This is a genomic window from Bradyrhizobium sp. A5, assembly GCF_042076515.1.
GTDB lineage: Bacteria > Pseudomonadota > Alphaproteobacteria > Rhizobiales > Xanthobacteraceae > Bradyrhizobium > Bradyrhizobium cosmicum.
Genome location: NZ_CP148990.1, coordinates 1825061 through 1842515 on the forward strand (window position 1 = coordinate 1825061; position 17455 = coordinate 1842515).

Annotated in this window: 20 protein-coding genes and 1 other RNA gene; 14 read left to right on the plus strand and 7 right to left on the minus strand. The window is 64.3% G+C overall.

The window, feature by feature from the left end:
- Positions 1 to 29 precede the first annotated feature (29 nt).
- The 4 genes from soxC to WHZ77_RS08605 are packed head-to-tail and all read left to right on the plus strand — an operon-like array spanning position 30 to position 2668.
- The gene (gene soxC / locus WHZ77_RS08590; RefSeq protein ID WP_375313283.1) at positions 30 to 1301 is read left to right on the plus strand and encodes a sulfite dehydrogenase; all 1272 of its coding nucleotides are present in this window, start codon (positions 30 to 32) and stop codon (positions 1299 to 1301) included.
- The gene (locus WHZ77_RS08595; protein WP_375313284.1) at positions 1288 to 1836 is read left to right on the plus strand and encodes a c-type cytochrome; all 549 of its coding nucleotides are present in this window, start codon (positions 1288 to 1290) and stop codon (positions 1834 to 1836) included. The genes soxC and WHZ77_RS08595 overlap by 14 nt, the downstream gene beginning before the upstream one ends.
- An 11-nt stretch (positions 1837 to 1847) precedes the next feature.
- Entirely contained in the window at positions 1848 to 2318 is a 471-nt protein-coding gene (locus tag WHZ77_RS08600; RefSeq protein WP_375313285.1) for a DUF302 domain-containing protein, read from the plus strand.
- 32 nt (positions 2319 to 2350) lie between these two features.
- Entirely contained in the window at positions 2351 to 2668 is a 318-nt protein-coding gene (locus WHZ77_RS08605; protein ID WP_375313286.1) for a hypothetical protein, read from the plus strand.
- Positions 2669 to 2978: 310 nt separating this feature from the next.
- Here the strand turns inward: WHZ77_RS08605 and WHZ77_RS08610 are convergent, their stop codons facing one another.
- The 7 genes from WHZ77_RS08610 to ssrA form a co-directional block, all read right to left on the minus strand.
- Complete coding sequence (locus tag WHZ77_RS08610; RefSeq protein WP_375313287.1) at positions 2979 to 4850, minus strand: ferrous iron transporter B; 1872 nt, start codon at positions 4848 to 4850, stop codon at positions 2979 to 2981.
- 21 nt (positions 4851 to 4871) lie between these two features.
- Positions 4872 to 5147 carry a ferrous iron transport protein A gene (locus tag WHZ77_RS08615; RefSeq protein WP_375313288.1) on the minus strand — a complete coding sequence of 92 codons (276 nt, stop codon included), beginning with the start codon at positions 5145 to 5147 and terminating at the stop codon, positions 4872 to 4874.
- 116 nt (positions 5148 to 5263) lie between these two features.
- Positions 5264 to 5518: a ribbon-helix-helix domain-containing protein gene (locus WHZ77_RS08620; RefSeq protein WP_014493044.1), complete on the minus strand. Its 255-nt coding sequence runs from the start codon at positions 5516 to 5518 to the stop codon at positions 5264 to 5266.
- Positions 5515 to 5703 (minus strand): DUF4169 family protein, encoded by a 189-nt coding sequence (locus tag WHZ77_RS08625; RefSeq protein WP_375313289.1) that lies wholly within the window; start codon positions 5701 to 5703, stop codon positions 5515 to 5517. Before WHZ77_RS08625 ends, WHZ77_RS08620 begins: the two co-directional genes overlap by 4 nt.
- Positions 5704 to 5982: 279 nt before the next feature.
- Positions 5983 to 7431 (minus strand): class II fumarate hydratase, encoded by a 1449-nt coding sequence (fumC, locus tag WHZ77_RS08630; RefSeq protein WP_375313290.1) that lies wholly within the window; start codon positions 7429 to 7431, stop codon positions 5983 to 5985.
- Between the two features lie 87 nt (positions 7432 to 7518).
- Positions 7519 to 8034, minus strand: a complete 516-nt coding sequence (locus WHZ77_RS08635; RefSeq protein WP_375313291.1) for an SspB family protein — start codon at positions 8032 to 8034, stop codon at positions 7519 to 7521.
- A gap of 114 nt (positions 8035 to 8148) precedes the next feature.
- Positions 8149 to 8524, minus strand: a transfer-messenger RNA (tmRNA) gene (ssrA, locus tag WHZ77_RS08640).
- 96 nt (positions 8525 to 8620) lie between these two features.
- Between ssrA and WHZ77_RS08645 the strand changes: the two genes are divergently transcribed.
- The 10 genes from WHZ77_RS08645 (at position 8621) to hflC (ending at position 17386) form a co-directional block, all read left to right on the plus strand.
- Positions 8621 to 9226, plus strand: a complete 606-nt coding sequence (locus WHZ77_RS08645) for a chromate transporter (protein WP_375313292.1) — start codon at positions 8621 to 8623, stop codon at positions 9224 to 9226.
- Positions 9223 to 9753, plus strand: a complete 531-nt coding sequence (locus tag WHZ77_RS08650) for a chromate transporter (protein WP_375313293.1) — start codon at positions 9223 to 9225, stop codon at positions 9751 to 9753. The genes WHZ77_RS08645 and WHZ77_RS08650 overlap by 4 nt, the downstream gene beginning before the upstream one ends.
- Positions 9754 to 9848: 95 nt before the next feature.
- Positions 9849 to 10610, plus strand: a complete 762-nt coding sequence (locus WHZ77_RS08655) for a tripartite tricarboxylate transporter TctB family protein (RefSeq protein ID WP_375313294.1) — start codon at positions 9849 to 9851, stop codon at positions 10608 to 10610.
- A 7-nt stretch (positions 10611 to 10617) separates the two neighbouring features.
- The gene (locus WHZ77_RS08660) at positions 10618 to 12132 is read left to right on the plus strand and encodes a tripartite tricarboxylate transporter permease (protein ID WP_375313295.1); all 1515 of its coding nucleotides are present in this window, start codon (positions 10618 to 10620) and stop codon (positions 12130 to 12132) included.
- Between the two features lie 116 nt (positions 12133 to 12248).
- Entirely contained in the window at positions 12249 to 13232 is a 984-nt protein-coding gene (locus WHZ77_RS08665) for a tripartite tricarboxylate transporter substrate binding protein BugD (RefSeq protein ID WP_375313296.1), read from the plus strand.
- 170 nt (positions 13233 to 13402) lie between these two features.
- Positions 13403 to 14197: a thymidylate synthase gene (locus tag WHZ77_RS08670; RefSeq protein ID WP_375313297.1), complete on the plus strand. Its 795-nt coding sequence runs from the start codon at positions 13403 to 13405 to the stop codon at positions 14195 to 14197.
- A gap of 5 nt (positions 14198 to 14202) precedes the next feature.
- The gene (locus tag WHZ77_RS08675) at positions 14203 to 14688 is read left to right on the plus strand and encodes a GNAT family N-acetyltransferase (RefSeq protein WP_375313298.1); all 486 of its coding nucleotides are present in this window, start codon (positions 14203 to 14205) and stop codon (positions 14686 to 14688) included.
- Complete coding sequence (locus tag WHZ77_RS08680; RefSeq protein ID WP_375313299.1) at positions 14688 to 15197, plus strand: dihydrofolate reductase; 510 nt, start codon at positions 14688 to 14690, stop codon at positions 15195 to 15197. Before WHZ77_RS08675 ends, WHZ77_RS08680 begins: the two co-directional genes overlap by 1 nt.
- Positions 15198 to 15356: 159 nt before the next feature.
- Complete coding sequence (gene hflK, locus WHZ77_RS08685) at positions 15357 to 16493, plus strand: FtsH protease activity modulator HflK (RefSeq protein ID WP_375313300.1); 1137 nt, start codon at positions 15357 to 15359, stop codon at positions 16491 to 16493.
- Complete coding sequence (gene hflC / locus WHZ77_RS08690; RefSeq protein ID WP_375313301.1) at positions 16490 to 17386, plus strand: protease modulator HflC; 897 nt, start codon at positions 16490 to 16492, stop codon at positions 17384 to 17386. The genes hflK and hflC overlap by 4 nt, the downstream gene beginning before the upstream one ends.
- Positions 17387 to 17455 lie beyond the last annotated feature (69 nt).

Sequence of the window (17455 nt, forward strand, 5' to 3'; positions counted from 1 at the left end):
AGAAGCCACGATTATCGACGGGAGACCGCATGACGTCCAAGACGCAAATCGAATCATTGCCGAGGCCTGCGAATCTTTCGCGCCGCGGCTTCGTGGGAAGCCTCTCGGCAGGCATTCTTGGCGCGGTTGCGACCGAGGCGGCCGGCGCCGAAACGCTGGCCGATGTTCCCGATCGCGGGCCCGGCGCTGATCTCAGTGCGCACAGCGAACGTTCCCGTTTCGCCAGGATCGACCGCATTCCCGAGGCCTCGCCGGGCAAGCGGAACGTCGATCCCGGCGATGCCATCAATTCCAAGACCCCGCACCAGAAGCTGGTGGGCAACATCACCCCGACCGATCTGCATTACGAGCGCAGCCATTCCGGCGTGCCTGACATCGATCCCGCGCAGCACCGGCTTCTCATCCACGGCATGGTTCGGAAGCCGCTGGTCTTCAGCGTGGACGATCTCAAGCGCATGCCGTCGATCACGCGCGTGGTCTTCATCGAATGCACCGGTAACGGATGGGAGAACTGGAAAAAGGCCGATCCCGATCTCACGGTGCAGAACACGCATGGCCTCGTCAGCACCAATGAATGGACCGGGGTGCCACTCAAATTCCTGATCGACCTCGTCAGCAGGGACAAGGGCTCGAACTGGATGCTGGCGGAAGGCGGCGACGGCGCCGGCGTCGATCGCAGCATTCCCCTCACCGACGAGATCGTGAACGAGGCCTTCGTCGCCTATGGACAGAACGGTGAGCCGCTGCGGCCCGCGCATGGCTTTCCGATGCGGCTGGTGATGCCGGGCTTCGAGGGCAACCTCAACATCAAGTGGCTGCGCCGCCTCAAGTTCGGCAACGCGCCATGGATGACGCGCTGGGAGACTGCGCGCTACACGCAGCTGCTCGCGAACGGCAAGGCACGGCAGTTCCAGCTGCGGATGGAGACCAACTCCGTCATCACCCAGCCCTCGGGGATGATGCAGATCCAGCCTGGCTATGTCCGCATCTCCGGTCTGGCCTGGAGCGGCCATGGCAGAATCGCCAAGGTCGAGATCTCGACCGACGGCGCCAGGACATGGAAGCAGGCGCAATTGAGCCAGCCGGTGCTGTCCAAGGCGCAGGTGCGCTTCCAGATGGATTGGGTCTGGGACGGCAAGCCGACCAAAATCGTGAGCCGCTCGACCGACGATCAGGGCAATGTTCAACCGGACCGGCAGTCCTTCATCGCCGCGATGGGGACCAATGCGCTGTTCCACTACAACGCCCAGCAGACCTGGAGCATCGACGAGGCCGGGAGGGTCCGCAATGTCCTCGCATAGCAAGTTGTTTCTCACGGTTTTGTTCTCCATCGGGCTGCTCGCGGCGCCGGCATTGGCTTTCGATTTCGGGCGCCCGGCGACGCCGGAGGAGATCAAGCTGTGGGACATTGACGTCGGGCCTGACGGCAAGGGCCTGCCTGACGGCAGCGGCACGGCCGCGCGGGGAAAGCAGGTCTTTTCCGACAATTGCGCGGCCTGTCACGGCGAGAACGGCCAGGGCGGCATCAAGGATCGTCTCGCCGGTGGTCAGGGCACGCTCGCGTCCAGCGCGCCGGTCAAGACTGTCGGCAGTTTCTGGCCCTATGCGACGACGTTGTACGACTACATTCATCGCGCAATGCCGTATCCTACGCCGGGCTCGCTCAGCATCGACGAGACCTACGCCGTCACCGCCTACATCCTGAGTCTCAACGGCATCGTTCCCGCCGACGGCAAGGTCGACAGGGAGACCCTGCCGAAAATCAGGATGCCCAATCGCGACGGCTTCATTCCGCAGCCGGAATTCGACCCGGCGAAGCTATTCCGCAGGAAGTGAGCGAGCGGGGCATGAAGCTTTCGGTGCTGATCAAAATCCTCGCTGTGATTGCAGCGACATGTTCATGGGAGACACAGGCGATGGCCGCAGACGGACTCATCACCATCAAGAGCAGTTTCGGGCCGGAAGATACGATGAAGCGGCTGGAAACCGAAGTGAAGGCCAAGGGCCTTACGGTGTTTGCCCATGTCGATCATGCCGCGGGTGCCAGCGCTGTCGGCCTCAACTTGCGGCCGACCGATCTCATCATCTTCGGCAACGCCAACGGCGGCACGCCGTTGATGCAGCAAGCGCAGACTGTCGGCATCGACTTGCCGTTGAAGGCGCTGGTCTGGCAGGACGAGCAAGGTGTAACCTGGCTCAGCTACAACGATCCCGCCTATCTCGCCGGGCGTCATGGTGTCGGTGAGCCCGCCAAGGCTGCCGTGACTGCGATGACCGGGGCCCTGCATGCGATCGCGAGCAAGGCCACCGCACCGTGAGCGTGCCGCGACGGCCGCCTGAGGAGAGCTTCATGAACAGCACTGACGGACAACCAGCATCATCCGTGCCGCAAGGCGGCAGGCTCGCCAGGTGGACTGTCATCGCGGTGCTATGCGCGATGCTCGTTGCCGCGTGCGTTCTCGGCTATCTCGGCTGGATCAGCACCGATACCAGCGTGCCGGCGTCGGGCTATGTCGCGCTGGTGCTCGGCGTCGTGTTCTCGCTGGTCGTCGGCGTCGGCTTGATGGCGCTGGTGTTTTACAGCAGCCGCAAAGGCTATGACGAACCCGCGGTGCTGATCCAGGAGCCGGACAACGATCCGGACGATGGACAGGGCGGCCAGCGCTGACGGGCAAGGATCGACGATGCCATCATGCTCCTGTTTTGCCCGACGGGTCAACGGATTTTCCGAAGACGCGCTGGATGGGCGTAGCGCGGGCAGAGCGCCGCGAAACCCATCATGTCGACCAGAGCATGGATGATGATGGGTTTCGCAAGGGCTCTAGCCATCCCACGAGCTGCGAGGTGAGAATCCCGGATTTCGGCGCGCTCCATCCCGGGCTACGGCCGGATGATTTTTCCGCACGCCTAACCCGTTGATCTCACAGCGTCGGTCTACTGTGCATGGGGTTGTTTTCGCAGTTTGGTTTGGAGGGGGCTTACCCCGCCCCGAGCGCCACCGCGACATTGTACGTCAGGAGGCTCGCCGCATAGGCCAGCACCAGCATGTAGCTGAAGGTGACCGCCATCCAGGTCCAGCTTCCGGTCTCGCGGCGGATCACGGCGAGCGTCGAGGCGCATTGCGGGGCGAAGATGTACCAGGCCAGCATCGACAGCGCGGTCGCGAGCGACCATTTCGTCGCCAGCACCTGGCCGATCTGCTCGGCCGCTTCCTTGCCGCCTTCGATCGCATAGACGGTGCCGAGCGCCGCGACCGCGACCTCGCGCGCCGCCATGCCCGGGATCAGCGCGACCGCGATCTGCCAGTTGAAGCCGACCGGGGCGAGCAGCGGCTCGAGCGCCTTGCCGATGATCGCGGCGAGGCTGAAGTCGATGGCGGGCTCGGTCGTGCCCGCCGGCGGCTGCGGGAACGAGGCCAGGAACCAGATCAGCACCATCATCGAGAAGATCGTGGTGCCGGCGCGGTAGAGGAACATCTTGGCCCGCGTATAGACGCCGATCGCGATCGATTTCAGCCGCGGCATCTTGTAGTCCGGCAGCTCCAGCATGAACGGCGCCGGCGCATAGTCGCGCAGCATGAAGAACTTGATCAGGAACGAGACGGCAAGCGCGCTGGTGATGCCCGCGGCGTAGAGGCCGAACATCACGAGGCCCTGGAGGTTGATGAAGCCCCAGATCTCCTTCGCCGGAATGAAGGCGGAGATGATCAGCGTGTAGACCGGAATGCGCGCCGAGCAGGTCATCAGCGGCGCGATCAGGATCGTGGTCAGCCGGTCGCGCTTGTTGTCGATCACGCGCGTCGCCATGATGCCGGGAATGGCGCAGGCAAAGCTCGACAGCAGCGGGATGAAGGCGCGGCCGTGCAGGCCGGCGCCGCCCATGATGCGGTCCATCAGGAACGCGGCGCGCGCCATGTAGCCGAAATCTTCCAGCAGCAGGATGAACAGGAAGATGATGATGATCTGCGGCAGGAACACGATGACGCTGCCGACGCCCGAGATGACGCCGTTCTGCAGGAAGCTCTGCAGTAGGCCGGCGGGCAGGGTGGCGTGCACCAATTCGCCGAGCGCGTCGAAGCCGGAGTTGAGCAGCTCCATCAGCGGCTGCGCCCAGGCGAACACCGCCTGGAACATCACGAACAGGATCAGCGCGAGCACGATGAGCCCGCCGGCGGGGTGCAGCACCACGGCGTCGATCCGCGCGGTCCAGGTGTCGGGCCGGCTTGGCAAGCTGACGCAATCGGCGATGATGCGGTCGGCCTCGCGCTGGGTGGCGCGCAATTCGGCGACGCTGAGCGCGCGCCAGCTGTTCTCCTGCGGCTCGGTGGCGAGCTTTGCCGCGATCTCGTCGGTCAGCGCCAGCAGGTCGGCCGTGCCGCCCTTGCGCACCGCGATCGAGGTGACCACGGGCACGCCGAGTTCGCTGGCGAGCCGCTCGACGTCGACAGTGACGCCGCGGCGGGCGGCGATGTCGAACATGTTGAGCACCAGGATCATCGGCCGGCCGGTGCGCTTGAGTTCCAGCAGCAGGCGGATGGTCAGGCGCAAATTGGTGGAGTCGGCCACGCACAGCACGAGGTCGGGCACCGTTTCGCCGCTGGCCTTGCCGAGCACGAAGTCGCGGGTGATCTCTTCGTCCGGGCTGCGGCCGCGCAGTGAATAAGTGCCGGGCAGGTCGACCACGGAGACTTGGCGTCCGAGCGGCGTGACGAAGAAGCCTTCCTTGCGCTCGACGGTGACGCCCGGATAGTTCGCGACCTTCTGCCGGCTGCCGGTCAGGGCATTGAACAGCGAGGTCTTGCCGCTGTTTGGCGTGCCTACCAGGGCGAGATGCAGGAGGGGCAGTTCCATGGAATCAAATATCCGGTCGCGTCAGGCGACGATGATGGCCATGGCTTCACGACGGCGGACCGCGATCGTGATGTTGTCGACCCGCACGGCAATCGGGTCGCGCCCGACCAGCCCCTCGTGCAGGACCTCGACCCGGGCCCCCTCGACGAAGCCGAGCTCGATCAGGCGGCTCTCCAGCTCGATGTCGGAGAGAGCCGAACCCGCATCCCCAGCGCAGAGGTGCTGAATGACGCCGGTATAGCCGCGCTGGGCCAGGCCCAGCGGCATTTGCGAACGCGTATCATTGCTGTCGGTCATGCCCTGTATTTTCAACGCAGGGCATTGAGGTCAAGCTCGCTTCGCGCGCCGAAGCCGCACCTTAGAGTGATTTTAAAGTGCAGACGGCGGGGCGCTGCGGGAAAACGCCCCGGCGGCTACTGGGCCGGGACCTTTTCCGGCTGGATGGCGGCCATGGCGCGGCTCTTGAAGTAGTCGAGGACGAACAGGCGGATCGCCGAGGACAGATTGCCCTGCTGGCGGTTGCCGTCGATTTCGCCGACGAGCTCGGACAGCGTCATGTTGCGCAGGCCCGAGATCTCCTTCATGCCGTTCCAGAATGCCTCTTCCAGGCTGACGCTGGTCTTATGGCCTGCGACGACGATCGATCGCTTCACGACGGGGGACTTCATGACTGATCCTCGCGATCGATCCGGTGCTGGTCCAGGTGTCCCTTCGCCTGGTCCGCGCGCGTCTTCTCCACCGACCGCTCCGCCTTGGTGCGGCCGAACTTCGCCCGATTGGCGTCCGCCTGCTTCGCCGAGGTTTCCCGTTCGGCGCGCTTCCTGAAACGATTCAGGTTGATGACGTTCCCCATGCCGCGTCTCCATCATCCGCTCCTCTTCAGGCAGGATGAAACTTCCAGAAACAAGGCGCCGCGTTGCGCCCCACAAGACTTGATCGCCATTCGCTTGTCCTCGTCAATCGGCCTCTCGGGCCATCAAACGATGAATTGCGCCCCGTCAAGGGCGAATGGACCTGCGTAGCACGCCGTCCCGCCGCAACATTGACGGTAATCAAATCCTACCCCCCCAGGCGTCATATTTGTGTGCCCCGGGCCTCCGTATCATTACGGATGGCTATCAGAATTCGGAGTTCACCCGGGCCGCGTCATTTTTTCCGGCTGCACCAGGCGGTCGAACTCGTCCGCGGAGACCAAGCCGAGGCGGAGCGCCTCCTCCTTCAGCGTGGTGCCGTTGGCATGCGCGGTCTTGGCCACCTTGGCGGCGTTGTCATAGCCGATCTTCGGGGCGAGCGCCGTCACCAGCATCAGCGAGCGCTGCATCAGCTCCTTGATGCGCTTCTCGTCGGCGCGGATGCCGCTGACGCAATGCTCGGTGAAGGAGCGCGCGGCATCGGCCATCAGGCGGATTGAGTGCAGCATGTTGTAGGCCAGAACGGGCTTGTATACGTTGAGCTCGAAATGGCCCTGGCTGCCGGCGACCGTGACGGCGGTGTGGTTGCCGAACACCTGGCAGCACACCATGGTCATCGCCTCGCACTGCGTCGGGTTGACCTTGCCCGGCATGATCGAGGAGCCCGGCTCGTTCTCCGGCAGGATCAACTCGCCGAGGCCCGAACGTGGGCCCGATCCGAGCAGACGGATGTCGTTGGCGATCTTGAACAGGCCTGTCGCGACCGAGTTGATGGCGCCGTGCGCCAGCACATAGGCGTCGTTCGAGGCCAGCGCCTCGAATTTGTTGGCGGCGCTGGTGAAGGGCAGCTTGGTGATCCCGACAACGTGCTTTGCGAACAGTTTTGCAAAGCGAGGGCTCGAATTGAGGCCGGTGCCGACGGCGGTGCCGCCCTGCGCCAGCGGATAGAGCTCCTTCACCGCGACCTTGAGCCGGGCGATGCCGCTTTCGACCTGCGCGGCATAGCCGGAAAATTCCTGGCCGAGCGTCAGCGGCGTCGCGTCTTGGGTGTGGGTGCGGCCGATCTTGACGATCTTGGCGAACTCTTTCTCCTTCTTGCGCAGCGCGCGGAGCAGCTCGCCGAGGGCAGGAACGAGATCGGCATTGATGCGGTTTGCAGCCGCGATATGCATGGCAGTCGGAAACGAGTCGTTCGACGACTGGCTCATGTTGACGTGATCGTTGGGATGCACCGGCTTCTTGGCGCCGAGCTCGCCGCCGAGCAGCTCATTGGCGCGGTTGGCGATCACCTCGTTGAGGTTCATGTTGCTCTGCGTGCCCGAGCCGGTCTGCCACACCACGAGCGGAAAATGGTCGTCCAGCTTGCCCTCGATCACCTCGCGGGCGGCGCGGATGATGGCGTGGGCGCGGCGCTGGTCGAGCAGGCCGAGCTCGAGGTTCGACTGTGCGGCGGCGAGCTTGACGATGCCGAGCGCGTGCACGAGCGAGATCGGCATGCGGTCGATGCCGATGCGGAAATTCTGGCGCGAGCGCTCGGTCTGCGCCCCCCAATAGCGATCGGCGGGGACCTCGATCGGACCAAAGCTGTCGGTCTCGATGCGGGTGGCGGGGCGGGCGGTCTTCGAGTTGGTCGGCTTGGAGCGGGCAGCTTTGGCCATGAGCACATCCATTCTGCCGTGCGAAACGCCACGGCCTGTTCATGTGCTCTTCTATATAGGCAGTTTGGCCGGGCGCGACGGCTTCGCGCCCAACCTAGATCATTTCTTGCGGAAACGATCGAGCCGTACGACCTCGGCGCCGCCCTGGCTCGGGGCCGGCTCTTCCGTGCTGTCAGCGGCGTCGGTCGCAGGTGCGGGCACCGCCACGGCCGACGGCGCGGGAGCGGCCGGCAATGTCTCGGGCGCCACTTCGGCGACGTCGGAGGTGTCGAACTGGAGGCCGAATTTCACGGACGGGTCGAGGAAGCTCTTGATGGCGCTGAACGGCACGATCAGCCGCTCCGGAATGCCGCCGAAGGACAAGCCGACCTCGAAGCGGTCCTCGAGCACAGTCAGGTCCCAGAACTGGTGCTGAAGAATGATCGTCATCTCTTCGGGGTATTGCGCGAGCAGCCGTGGCGAGATCTTCACGCCATCGGCCTTCGATACGAAGGTGATGAAGAAATGATGCTCGCCCGGAAGTCCATGGGCCGCGGCATCGGTCAGTACCTTCCGCAGCACGCCGCGCAGCGCGTCGCGGGCCAGCACATCGTATCGGATATGATCGGTCGCCATGGTGGTCCTGTTGCATTCCAGGAGCTGGGCCCTGCCGGCCCGACTCGCCAAGCCGCAATAGTACCGCGCCTGACGGGTCAGCAGGAGTCCCCGCCGGGAATGAATTAAAAGGTAAGTGGAGGCTTCTGTTGCCAGGTGCCTCCGAACCCCGCCTAACGGAGCTTAACCCGTTAGGACTTCAGAATGGTCTTTCAAACTGCGTTACGCAGCCTGAGCAACCGGAGCAAAGTTGTCGTTGGCAACTATTGCATAGCCCGATAACGGCGGAACAATACCGGGAAAAAGTTCGCCCTTTACGCCCTCGTCGATCCTATTTCGCCCCCGCCAAAACCCGCCTTCCGGCAGGCTGAAGCCCGAAGATCGGTGGGCTTTGGTGGAGGCGCCGGGTACCGCCCCCGGGTCCGAATGGTTTATTGCGACGACCGTTTATTTCCATAGCCGGCGAACCGGCACCCCCAATATAGGGGGCAAAGGTTTCAAATGACAGGTGTTTCGAGCAGCCCCGGCGAGGTTCCCTTTGGATAGGTTCCGCACGGCCTTCGGTCTGATCTTGGCCCTGCAGCCGTCCGCGTTCTAAGCTCCTGACATGTCCACGGATTCAGCACCGGCCGCTCAAGAGCCGGGTATCCCCGCTACCCCAGCCCCTCCACCTGGCTTGCCGGCACTGTTCCTGGCCTTTGCCCGGATGTCGCTGGCCGGTTTCGGCGGGGTCCTGGTGTTTGCCCGGCACGCCATCGTCGATCAGCACCGCTGGATGACGGCGGACGAGTTCAACGAGACCTTTGCGCTCTGCCATTTCCTGCCCGGGCCCAACATCGTCAATCTGTCGATGGTGTTCGGGTCGCGGCTGCGCGGGATTGCCGGCGGGGTTGCCGCCTTTACCGGGCTGTTGCTGCCACCGACGCTGATCATGACCGCGCTCGCCATCGCCTATGCCCGGTTCGGCGACGTGGACGTCTTGCGCCGCATCCTCGCGGGCATCTCCTGCGCGGCGGTCGGCCTCTTGATCGCGGTGGTCTTCCGCATGATGACGCCGCTGTTCAAACGAATGGATGTCGTCGCGCTCGTCCTGATGATCGGCGTATTCGCCGCCATCGGCGTGCTCCGCCTGCCGCTTCAGGCGGTGCTGCTGGTCGCGGTCCCCGTCAGTATCGGCGTGACCTACCTGATGCGGCGGAAGGTAGCCGCATGAACAACCAGAATCCGATCTGGGCGCTGATCTCCACCTTTGGTTTGATGTCGCTGTTCGCGGTCGGCGGCGCTGCGGCGGCCGTCCCCGAGATGCATCGCATCGCGGTCGACGTGCACCACTGGATGACCGAGAAGCAGTTCGCCGACGCCTACGCGATCGCGCAACTCTCGCCAGGTCCAAACGTGCTTATCGTTACGTTAATCGGCTATGCCGTCGCCGGCATCCCCGGAGCGCTGGCGGCAACGCTGGCGATGTGCCTGCCGACGGCGCTGCTTGCCTATTATGTCAGCCGTCTCCTGGACCGGCCGAGCCGATCGCGCTGGCCCGGGCTGATTCAGGCTGCACTGGTTCCGCTCTCGATCGGATTGATGGCGGCGAGCGCCCTGATCCTGGCCCAGTCGACCGATCGCACCATTGCTGCACTGCTCCTGACCGCGACGGTTGCAGTGATCGCCTCGGTCTCGCGCATCAATCCACTATGGCTTTTGCTCGCCGGGGGGCTGTTGGGTTTTGCTGGCATTGTGTGATGAAAATCGCTAGGCAGTGGTGCGGGCGAGGGGTCAACTTCCAAGCCGATTAGAACAACAGTGCTCGTGACTTAAGAGTCGCGGAGGAGACATGCATGGCCGATACGATGGGCCACTCAGCGACAGCCACCCGAAACACGTCGGTGGCGATCAGCTTTTGTCTGCTGGCCGTAGCGCCGCAGATTTTCGAATTCATCTGGTCAATCGGGACGATTTTCGGTTGGGGCGCGGGACGCGGCCCGGCCACCGTCCTGATCAGCCACGCTACCGCGCTGGTCGCGGGCGCTCCCGGGGCGCTGATCGGATCGATCGGCGGTGACACCAAGAAGGCGTCATCCGATGTGCTGCTGGCCCTGATCTATTCCTATCCGGTATTTGCCGTGGCGATCGTCACCCTGTTCATGACCATCCGGTCGGCGCAGGACTATGTCGGCGGGATCGTTCTGATGGCGCTCGCCTTGTTCGCGCTGTGGGCCTCCAGCGATCTGCAGGGGATGCGCGGCTTCTCCTTCGGCGCGGGCACGGCGCCCCGGATGTTCGGCGGGCTGCTCGTGGCGCTTGGCGCCGCCATCGCGTTGACGGGACTGCTGACCGACGGACCGTCGATGGCGCATTATTCCTGGCGTGGGCCGCTGTTCGTGATGGCGGCGATCGTCTTCTTCGCGCTGGCGATCCGGCCGCTCGGCGTCGTGGTTTCCGCCTTTGCCAGCTTCATGATCGCGGCGACGGGATCGCACGAGACGCGCTGGTTGGAGGCCGTGATCGTCGGTGCCTGCCTGACGCTCGGCTGCGCGCTGCTGTTCCCTTACGTGCTCGGGCTGCCGATGCCGATGTTCCCGCGTTTCCTGGTTCAGTGAGGGCGTAATGGATCTCTTTGCCAACCTCGCTCACGGCTTCGCCGTCGCGTTCTCCCCGATCAACCTCCTGATGTGCCTGATCGGTGCCCTCGTCGGCACGCTGGTCGGTGTTCTCCCGGGCATCGGCACCATCGCCACGGTCGCGATGCTGCTGCCGATCACGTTTGGTCTGCCGCCGGTCGGCGCGCTGATCATGCTCGCCGGCATCTATTATGGCGCCCAGTATGGCGGCTCGACCACGTCGATCCTTGTCAACATACCTGGTGAGGCGACATCGGTCGTCACCGCTATCGACGGTCACCAGATGGCCAAGCAGGGCCGTGCTGGTCCGGCACTGGCGATCGCGGCGATCGGCTCGTTCTTCGCCGGCTGCGTTGCGACCGTGCTCATTGCCGTTCTCGGCGCGCCGCTCACCAAGCTGGCGCTGGCGTTCGGTCCGGCCGAATATTTCTCGCTGATGGTGCTTGGCCTGATCTTTGCGGTCGTGCTGGCCAAGGGCTCGGTGCTGAAGGCGATCGCGATGATCGTGTTCGGCCTGCTCTTGTCGATGGTCGGCTCGGACATCGAGACCGGTGCTTCGCGCATGGCCTTCAACATTCCGGAGCTTGCCGACGGTCTCGGCTTCGCGACGGTGGCGATGGGCGTGTTCGGCTTTGCCGAGATCATCCGCAATCTCGACGCCGGCGCCGAGATGAATCGCGATCTCGTGCAGCAGAAGATCACCGGCCTGATGCCGACCAGGAAGGACCTGAAGGACTCGGCGCCCGCGATCCTGCGCGGCACCGCGCTCGGTTCTATCCTCGGCATTCTGCCGGGCGGCGGCGCGGTGATCGCGTCGTTTGCGGCCTACACGCTCGAGAAGAAGCTCGCCAAGGACCCGTCGCGGTTCGGCCGCGGCGCAATCGAGGGTGTGGCGGGGCCGGAAAGCGCCAACAACGCGGCGGCGCAGACGTCCTTCATTCCGCTGCTGACGCTCGGCATCCCGCCGAACGCGGTGATGGCGCTGATGGTCGGCGCGATGACCATTCACGGCATCGTGCCGGGCCCGCAGGTGATGCAGAAGCAGCCCGACCTCGTCTGGGGCATGATCGCCTCGATGTGGATCGGCAACCTGATGCTGATCATCATCAACCTGCCGCTGGTCGGAATCTGGGTGCGACTGTTGCGCGTGCCTTACCGGCTGATGTTCCCCTCGATCGTGATCTTCTGCGCGATCGGCATCTACTCGGTGAACAACGCGCCGGTGGACGTCATTCTCGCAGGCGTGTTCGGTCTGGTCGGCTACTGGCTGATCAAGCACGATTTCGAACCGGCTCCGCTGCTGCTCGGCATGGTGCTCGGACCGCTGATGGAAGAGAATCTGCGCCGCGCGCTGCTGATCTCGCGCGGCGACTGGAGCGTGTTCCTGACGCGTCCGCTGTCGGCGGTGCTGCTGGGGATCGCGGCCTTCCTTCTGGTGCTCACGGTGCTACCCGCGTTGCGTTCCAAGCGCGACGAGGTGTTCACCGAATCCGAGAACTGAGCGCGCCTGCGTCGGCGCGCCGCATTCGGAAGTCGAATCGACTTGTGTGATGTCTTCGTGAAATGAAAATGCCGGCCTTTTTGGCCGGCATTTTTTTCGTGTCCGGGGGGATCGAGATGACTTCCACTCGCACGCTTGCTGCGGGCGCATATGCAGCAGTGCTGGCGTTGCTGTGTTCCTTTGTCGCACCGGCAGAGGCGCAGACCTATCCGACGCGCGGCATCACCATGATCGTGCCGTTCGCCGCCGGCGGTCCGACCGACGTGATCTCGCGGATCGTCACCTCGCATATGGCGCAGACGCTCGGGCAGAGCATCATCATCGAGAACGTCGTCGGCGCGGGCGGCACGACCGCGACCACGCGCGCCGCGCGCGCGGCCAATGACGGCTATACTCTCATCACCGGGCATATGGGCACACATGCGGCGTCGGTGCCGCTCTATCCGAAGCTCGCCTATCATCCCGAAAAGGACTTCGAGCCGATCGCACTGCTCGCGGGCACGCCGATCCTGATCCTGGCGCGCAAGGACTTTCCGCCGAAGGACCTCAAGGAGTTCGTGTCCTACGTGAAGGCCAACGCCGAAAAGGTGAACGCGGCGCATGCCGGAATCGGCTCGGTCTCGCACGTGTCCTGCGAACTGCTGCACGCCATCCTCGACGTCAAGCCGGTCGGCGTGCCCTTCAACGGCACCGGCCCTGCGATGAACGCGCTGGTGGCCGGGCAGGTCGACTACATGTGCGACCAGATCGTGAATGCCGTGCCGCAGATCAACGCCGGCACTATCAAGGGCTATGCGATCGCAACGGCGGAGCGCAATCCGTCGCTGCCGAACGTTCCGACCACGGCGGAAGCCGGCCTGCCGGCGTTCCAGGCCCAGGCCTGGAACGCGATGTTCGCGCCGAAGGGAACTTCACCCGCGATTGTTGCAAGCCTGAACGCCGCCGCGATCAAGGCGCTCGACGACGACACCGTGAAGAAGCGCCTGCTCGAACTCGGGAGTGTCATTCCGGCTCCCGCGGAGCGGACGCCGGAGGCGCTGGCCACCCTCGTCAAGAACGAGATCGCGAAGTGGACGCCGGTGCTCAAGCCGGCAAGTTAGCAAGCAGGATCAAGCCGATAGGCAAGGGGCGGGACGCGGGTTCCGCCCCTTGTCGTTTGCGCGGAAAACGCTCACTTTTCCGGGTATAATCCACGCAGGCAGCGAATCGATGCTGTCGCAGCGCGGAGGTGGCCGTTAAGTTCGCCGCCTCCCCAAAGGCTCTATGGCACATGCACCAGTATCAGGACCTGCTCGAGCGGATTCTATCAGACGGCGCCGAGAAGACCGACCGGACCGGTACCGGGACGCTGTCGATATTCGGTCATCAGATGCGCTTCAATCTGTCCGCCGGCTTCCCGATGCTGACCACCAAGCGGCTGCCGTTGAAGGCGATCGTGCATGAGCTTTTGTGGTTCCTGAAGGGCGACACCAACATCAAATATCTGCGCGACAACGGCGTCACCATCTGGGACGAGTGGGCGGACGCCAACGGCGATCTCGGCCCGGTCTATGGCCATCAATGGCGCTCCTGGCCCGCGCCGGACGGACGCAGCATCGATCAGATCACGAACGTGGTCGACATGATCAAGCGCAACCCGGACTCGCGCCGCCTGATCGTCTCGGCCTGGAATCCCGCCGAAGTCGACAAGATGGCGCTGCCGCCGTGCCACTGCCTGTTTCAGTTCTACGTCGCCAACGGCAAGCTGTCGTGCCAGCTCTACCAGCGCTCCGCCGACGTCTTCCTCGGCGTGCCCTTCAACATCGCCTCCTATGCGCTGCTCACCATGATGGTGGCGCAGGTCACGGGTCTGAAGCCTGGCGACTTCGTGCATTCGTTCGGCGACGCCCATCTGTATTCCAACCATCTGGAGCAGGCGAAGCTTCAGCTCACCCGCACGCCGCGTGCGCTACCGGTGATGCGGGTCACCCCCGATGTGAAGGACATCTTCTCCTTCCGCTTCGAGGATTTCGAGCTCGTCGGCTACGATCCGCATCCTCACATCAAGGCGGCGGTCGCGGTCTGAAGCAGATGTCGCACAATATCCGCCGCGCGCGCCCCGGCGAGGCCGGGCTCGTTCTCGCCTTCATCCGCGAGCTCGCCGAATACGAAAAGCTCTCGCACGAGGTCGATGCGACCGAGGCGATGATCGGTGATGCGCTGTTCGGCGAGAGACCGCAACTCCATTGCGCCATTGCCGAGTGGAACGGCGAGCCGGTCGGCTTTGCTGTCTGGTTCGTCAATTTCTCCACCTTCAGTGGTCGCCACGGCATCTATCTCGAAGATCTCTACGTGCGGCCGTCCCACCGGGGCAGGGGGCTCGGCAAGGGGCTGCTGGTCTATCTCGCGAAGGAATGCGTCGACAACGGCTGGTCGCGTTTACAATGGGCGGTGCTCGACTGGAACGCGCCGTCGATCGCGTTCTACAAATCGCTGGGTGCCGTCATGATGGACGACTGGACGCTGTGCCGTGTCACTGGTCCTGCGCTGACACGACTGGCCGGGAGCGCGACCTGATGGAGATCGTGTTCGTGGTGGCGGTCGCGGAGAACGGCGTCATCGGCGCCGGCAACGCGATCCCGTGGCGATTGAAATCCGACATGGCGCGCTTCAAGGCGCTCACGATCGGCAAGCCCATAATCATGGGCCGCAAGACCTTCGAATCCCTTCGGCGTCCGCTGCCCAACCGCACCAACATCGTGATCACGCGCGATGCGGCTTATCGCGCCGCCGGCGCCATCGTCACGACATCGTCCGCGGATGCGGGTGCGGTTGCGCTTGGCGATGCCCTGCGGCGTTCGGTCGCCGAGATCGCGGTGATCGGCGGCGCCGAGATCTATCGCCAATGGCTCGATCGCGCCGACCGCCTCGAAATCACCGAAGTCCATGCGCGGCCCGACGGCGACACGCATTTCGACATCGACAGGGCGGAATGGGATGAGGTCGGGCGCATCCGTCATCCTGCCGGACCCGAGGACAGCGCCGACTTCTCCTATGTGACATATCGTCGGCGGGCCTCCCATTAACCGCATTTGCCAATGTTAACATTGACTTTTCCGGCCCCGAGCTTAGCTCGAAGGACGGCGAGGGCTGCGTTGTAAGGGACCTGCCGGTCCCCTATAAAGCCGGACCGGACAATGCGGGCCGGGTTAGTTCTAGTCCCGGTCTGCCGAGGAGAACGTCGAATGCCGTGGAAGAATCAGGGCGGTGGCCCATGGGGCTCGGGTCCGAAGGGACCATGGGGCACAGGCCCGCAACCGGTCGGGCCGAGGCCGCCGGATCTGGAAGACCTTCTGCGGCGTAGCCAGGATCGCCTCCAGCAGATCATGCCGGGCGGCTATTTCTCCGGCATCGGCATCACGCTGATCATCCTGCTCATCATCGCATTCTGGCTGCTGTCGGGCTTCTTCCGGGTGCAGTCCGAAGAGCTCGGCGTCGTGCTGCGCTTCGGCAAGCATGTCCGCACCGTGCAGCCCGGCCTGAATTATCATCTGCCCTATCCGATCGAGACCGTGCTGCTGCCGAAGGCGCTGCGCGTCTCGACCATCTCGATCGGCATGACGCTGATCGACGATCCGGCGCGGCGTGGCCGTTCCATCCGTGACGTGCCGGAAGAGAGCCTGATGCTGACCGGCGACGAGAACATCGTCGATGTCGACTTCACCGTGCTCTGGCGTATCAAGCCGGACGGCGTCGGCGACTTCCTCTTCAACATCCAGAATCCCGAAGGCACCGTGAAGGCGGTCGCCGAGAGCGCGATGCGCGAAGTCATCGGCCGTTCGCAGATCCAGCCGATCCTGACCGGCGCACGCAACGTCACCGAGCAGGGCGTGCAGGAGTTGATCCAGAAGACCCTGGACAGCTACGGCGCCGGCATCGTCATCAGCCAGGTGCAGATGCAGAAGGTCGACCCGCCGGCGCAGGTGATCGACGCGTTCCGCGACGTCCAGGCGGCGCGCGCCAACCTCGAGCAGTTGCAGAACGAGGCGCAGACCTACGCCAACCAGGTGGTGCCGCAGGCACGCGGACGTGCCGCGCAGATCCTGCAGGCCGCCGAAGGCTACAGGGAGCAGACGGTCGCCGAGGCCAAGGGCCAGAGCTCGCGCTTCCTGAAGGTTTACGAGGAATACAAGAAGGCGCCCGACGTGACGCGTGAACGGATTTATCTGGAGACGATGGAGCGCGTGCTCGGCGGCGCGGACAAGCTCGTCTACGACGGCGGCCCCTCGGGCCAGGGCGTCGTGCCCTATCTGCCGCTGGGCGAGCTGACGACGAAGCGGCCGCCTACCACCGGTCAGCAATCGAGCGGAGGCACCCGATGAGGTCTCCGGTCACAGGTATGGTCACGCTGCTCGGGCTCCTGCTCGTCGTGATCGTCGGCTACATGTCGCTGTTCACGGTGCAGCAGACCGAGCAGACCATCGTGCTGCAGTTCGGCCGCCCCGTCGACGTCGTCACCGACCCCGGTCTGCATTTCAAGGCGCCGTGGAATTCGGTGATCAACATCGACAAGCGGATCCTCGATCTGGAAAATCCGTCGCAGGAAGCGATCGCATCCGACCAGAAGCGGCTCGTGGTCGATGCCTTTGCGCGCTACCGCATCAAGGACGCGTTGCGCTTCTACCAGAGCATCGGTTCGATCCAGGCGGCCAACATCCAGCTCACCACGCTCCTGAACGCGGCGCTGCGCCGCGTGCTCGGCGAGGTCACCTTCATCAACGTGGTGCGCGACGACCGCGAGAAGCTGATGCAGCGCATCCGTGACCAGCTCGACCGCGAGGCCGACGGCTACGGCATCCAGGTCGTCGACGTCCGGATCCGGCGCGCCGATCTGCCGGAGCAGAACAGCCAGGCGGTCTACCAGCGCATGAAGACGGAACGCGAGCGCGAGGCCGCCGAGTTCCGCGCGCAGGGTGGCCAGAAGGCCCAGGAAATCCGCTCCAAGGCCGACCGCGAGGCGACCGTGATCGAGGCGGAAGCGAAGTCACAGGCCGAGCAGACTCGCGGTGTCGGCGATGCCGAGCGCAACCGCCTGTTTGCGGAAGCCTACGGCAAGGACGCCGACTTCTTTGCTTTCTACCGGTCGATGGCGGCCTATGAGACTGGGTTGAAGTCGAGCGATACCCGCTTCCTGCTCCGTCCGGACTCGGATTTCTTCCGGTTCTTTGGTAACCCGTCCGGCAGGATGCCCGCCGCGGCGCCGGCCAAGCCATAAGCGCGACAAGGGGCGGCAGGTCTGCCGCCCCTTCGTCCAGACAAGAACAGCACAACGGGAGGTTCCCAT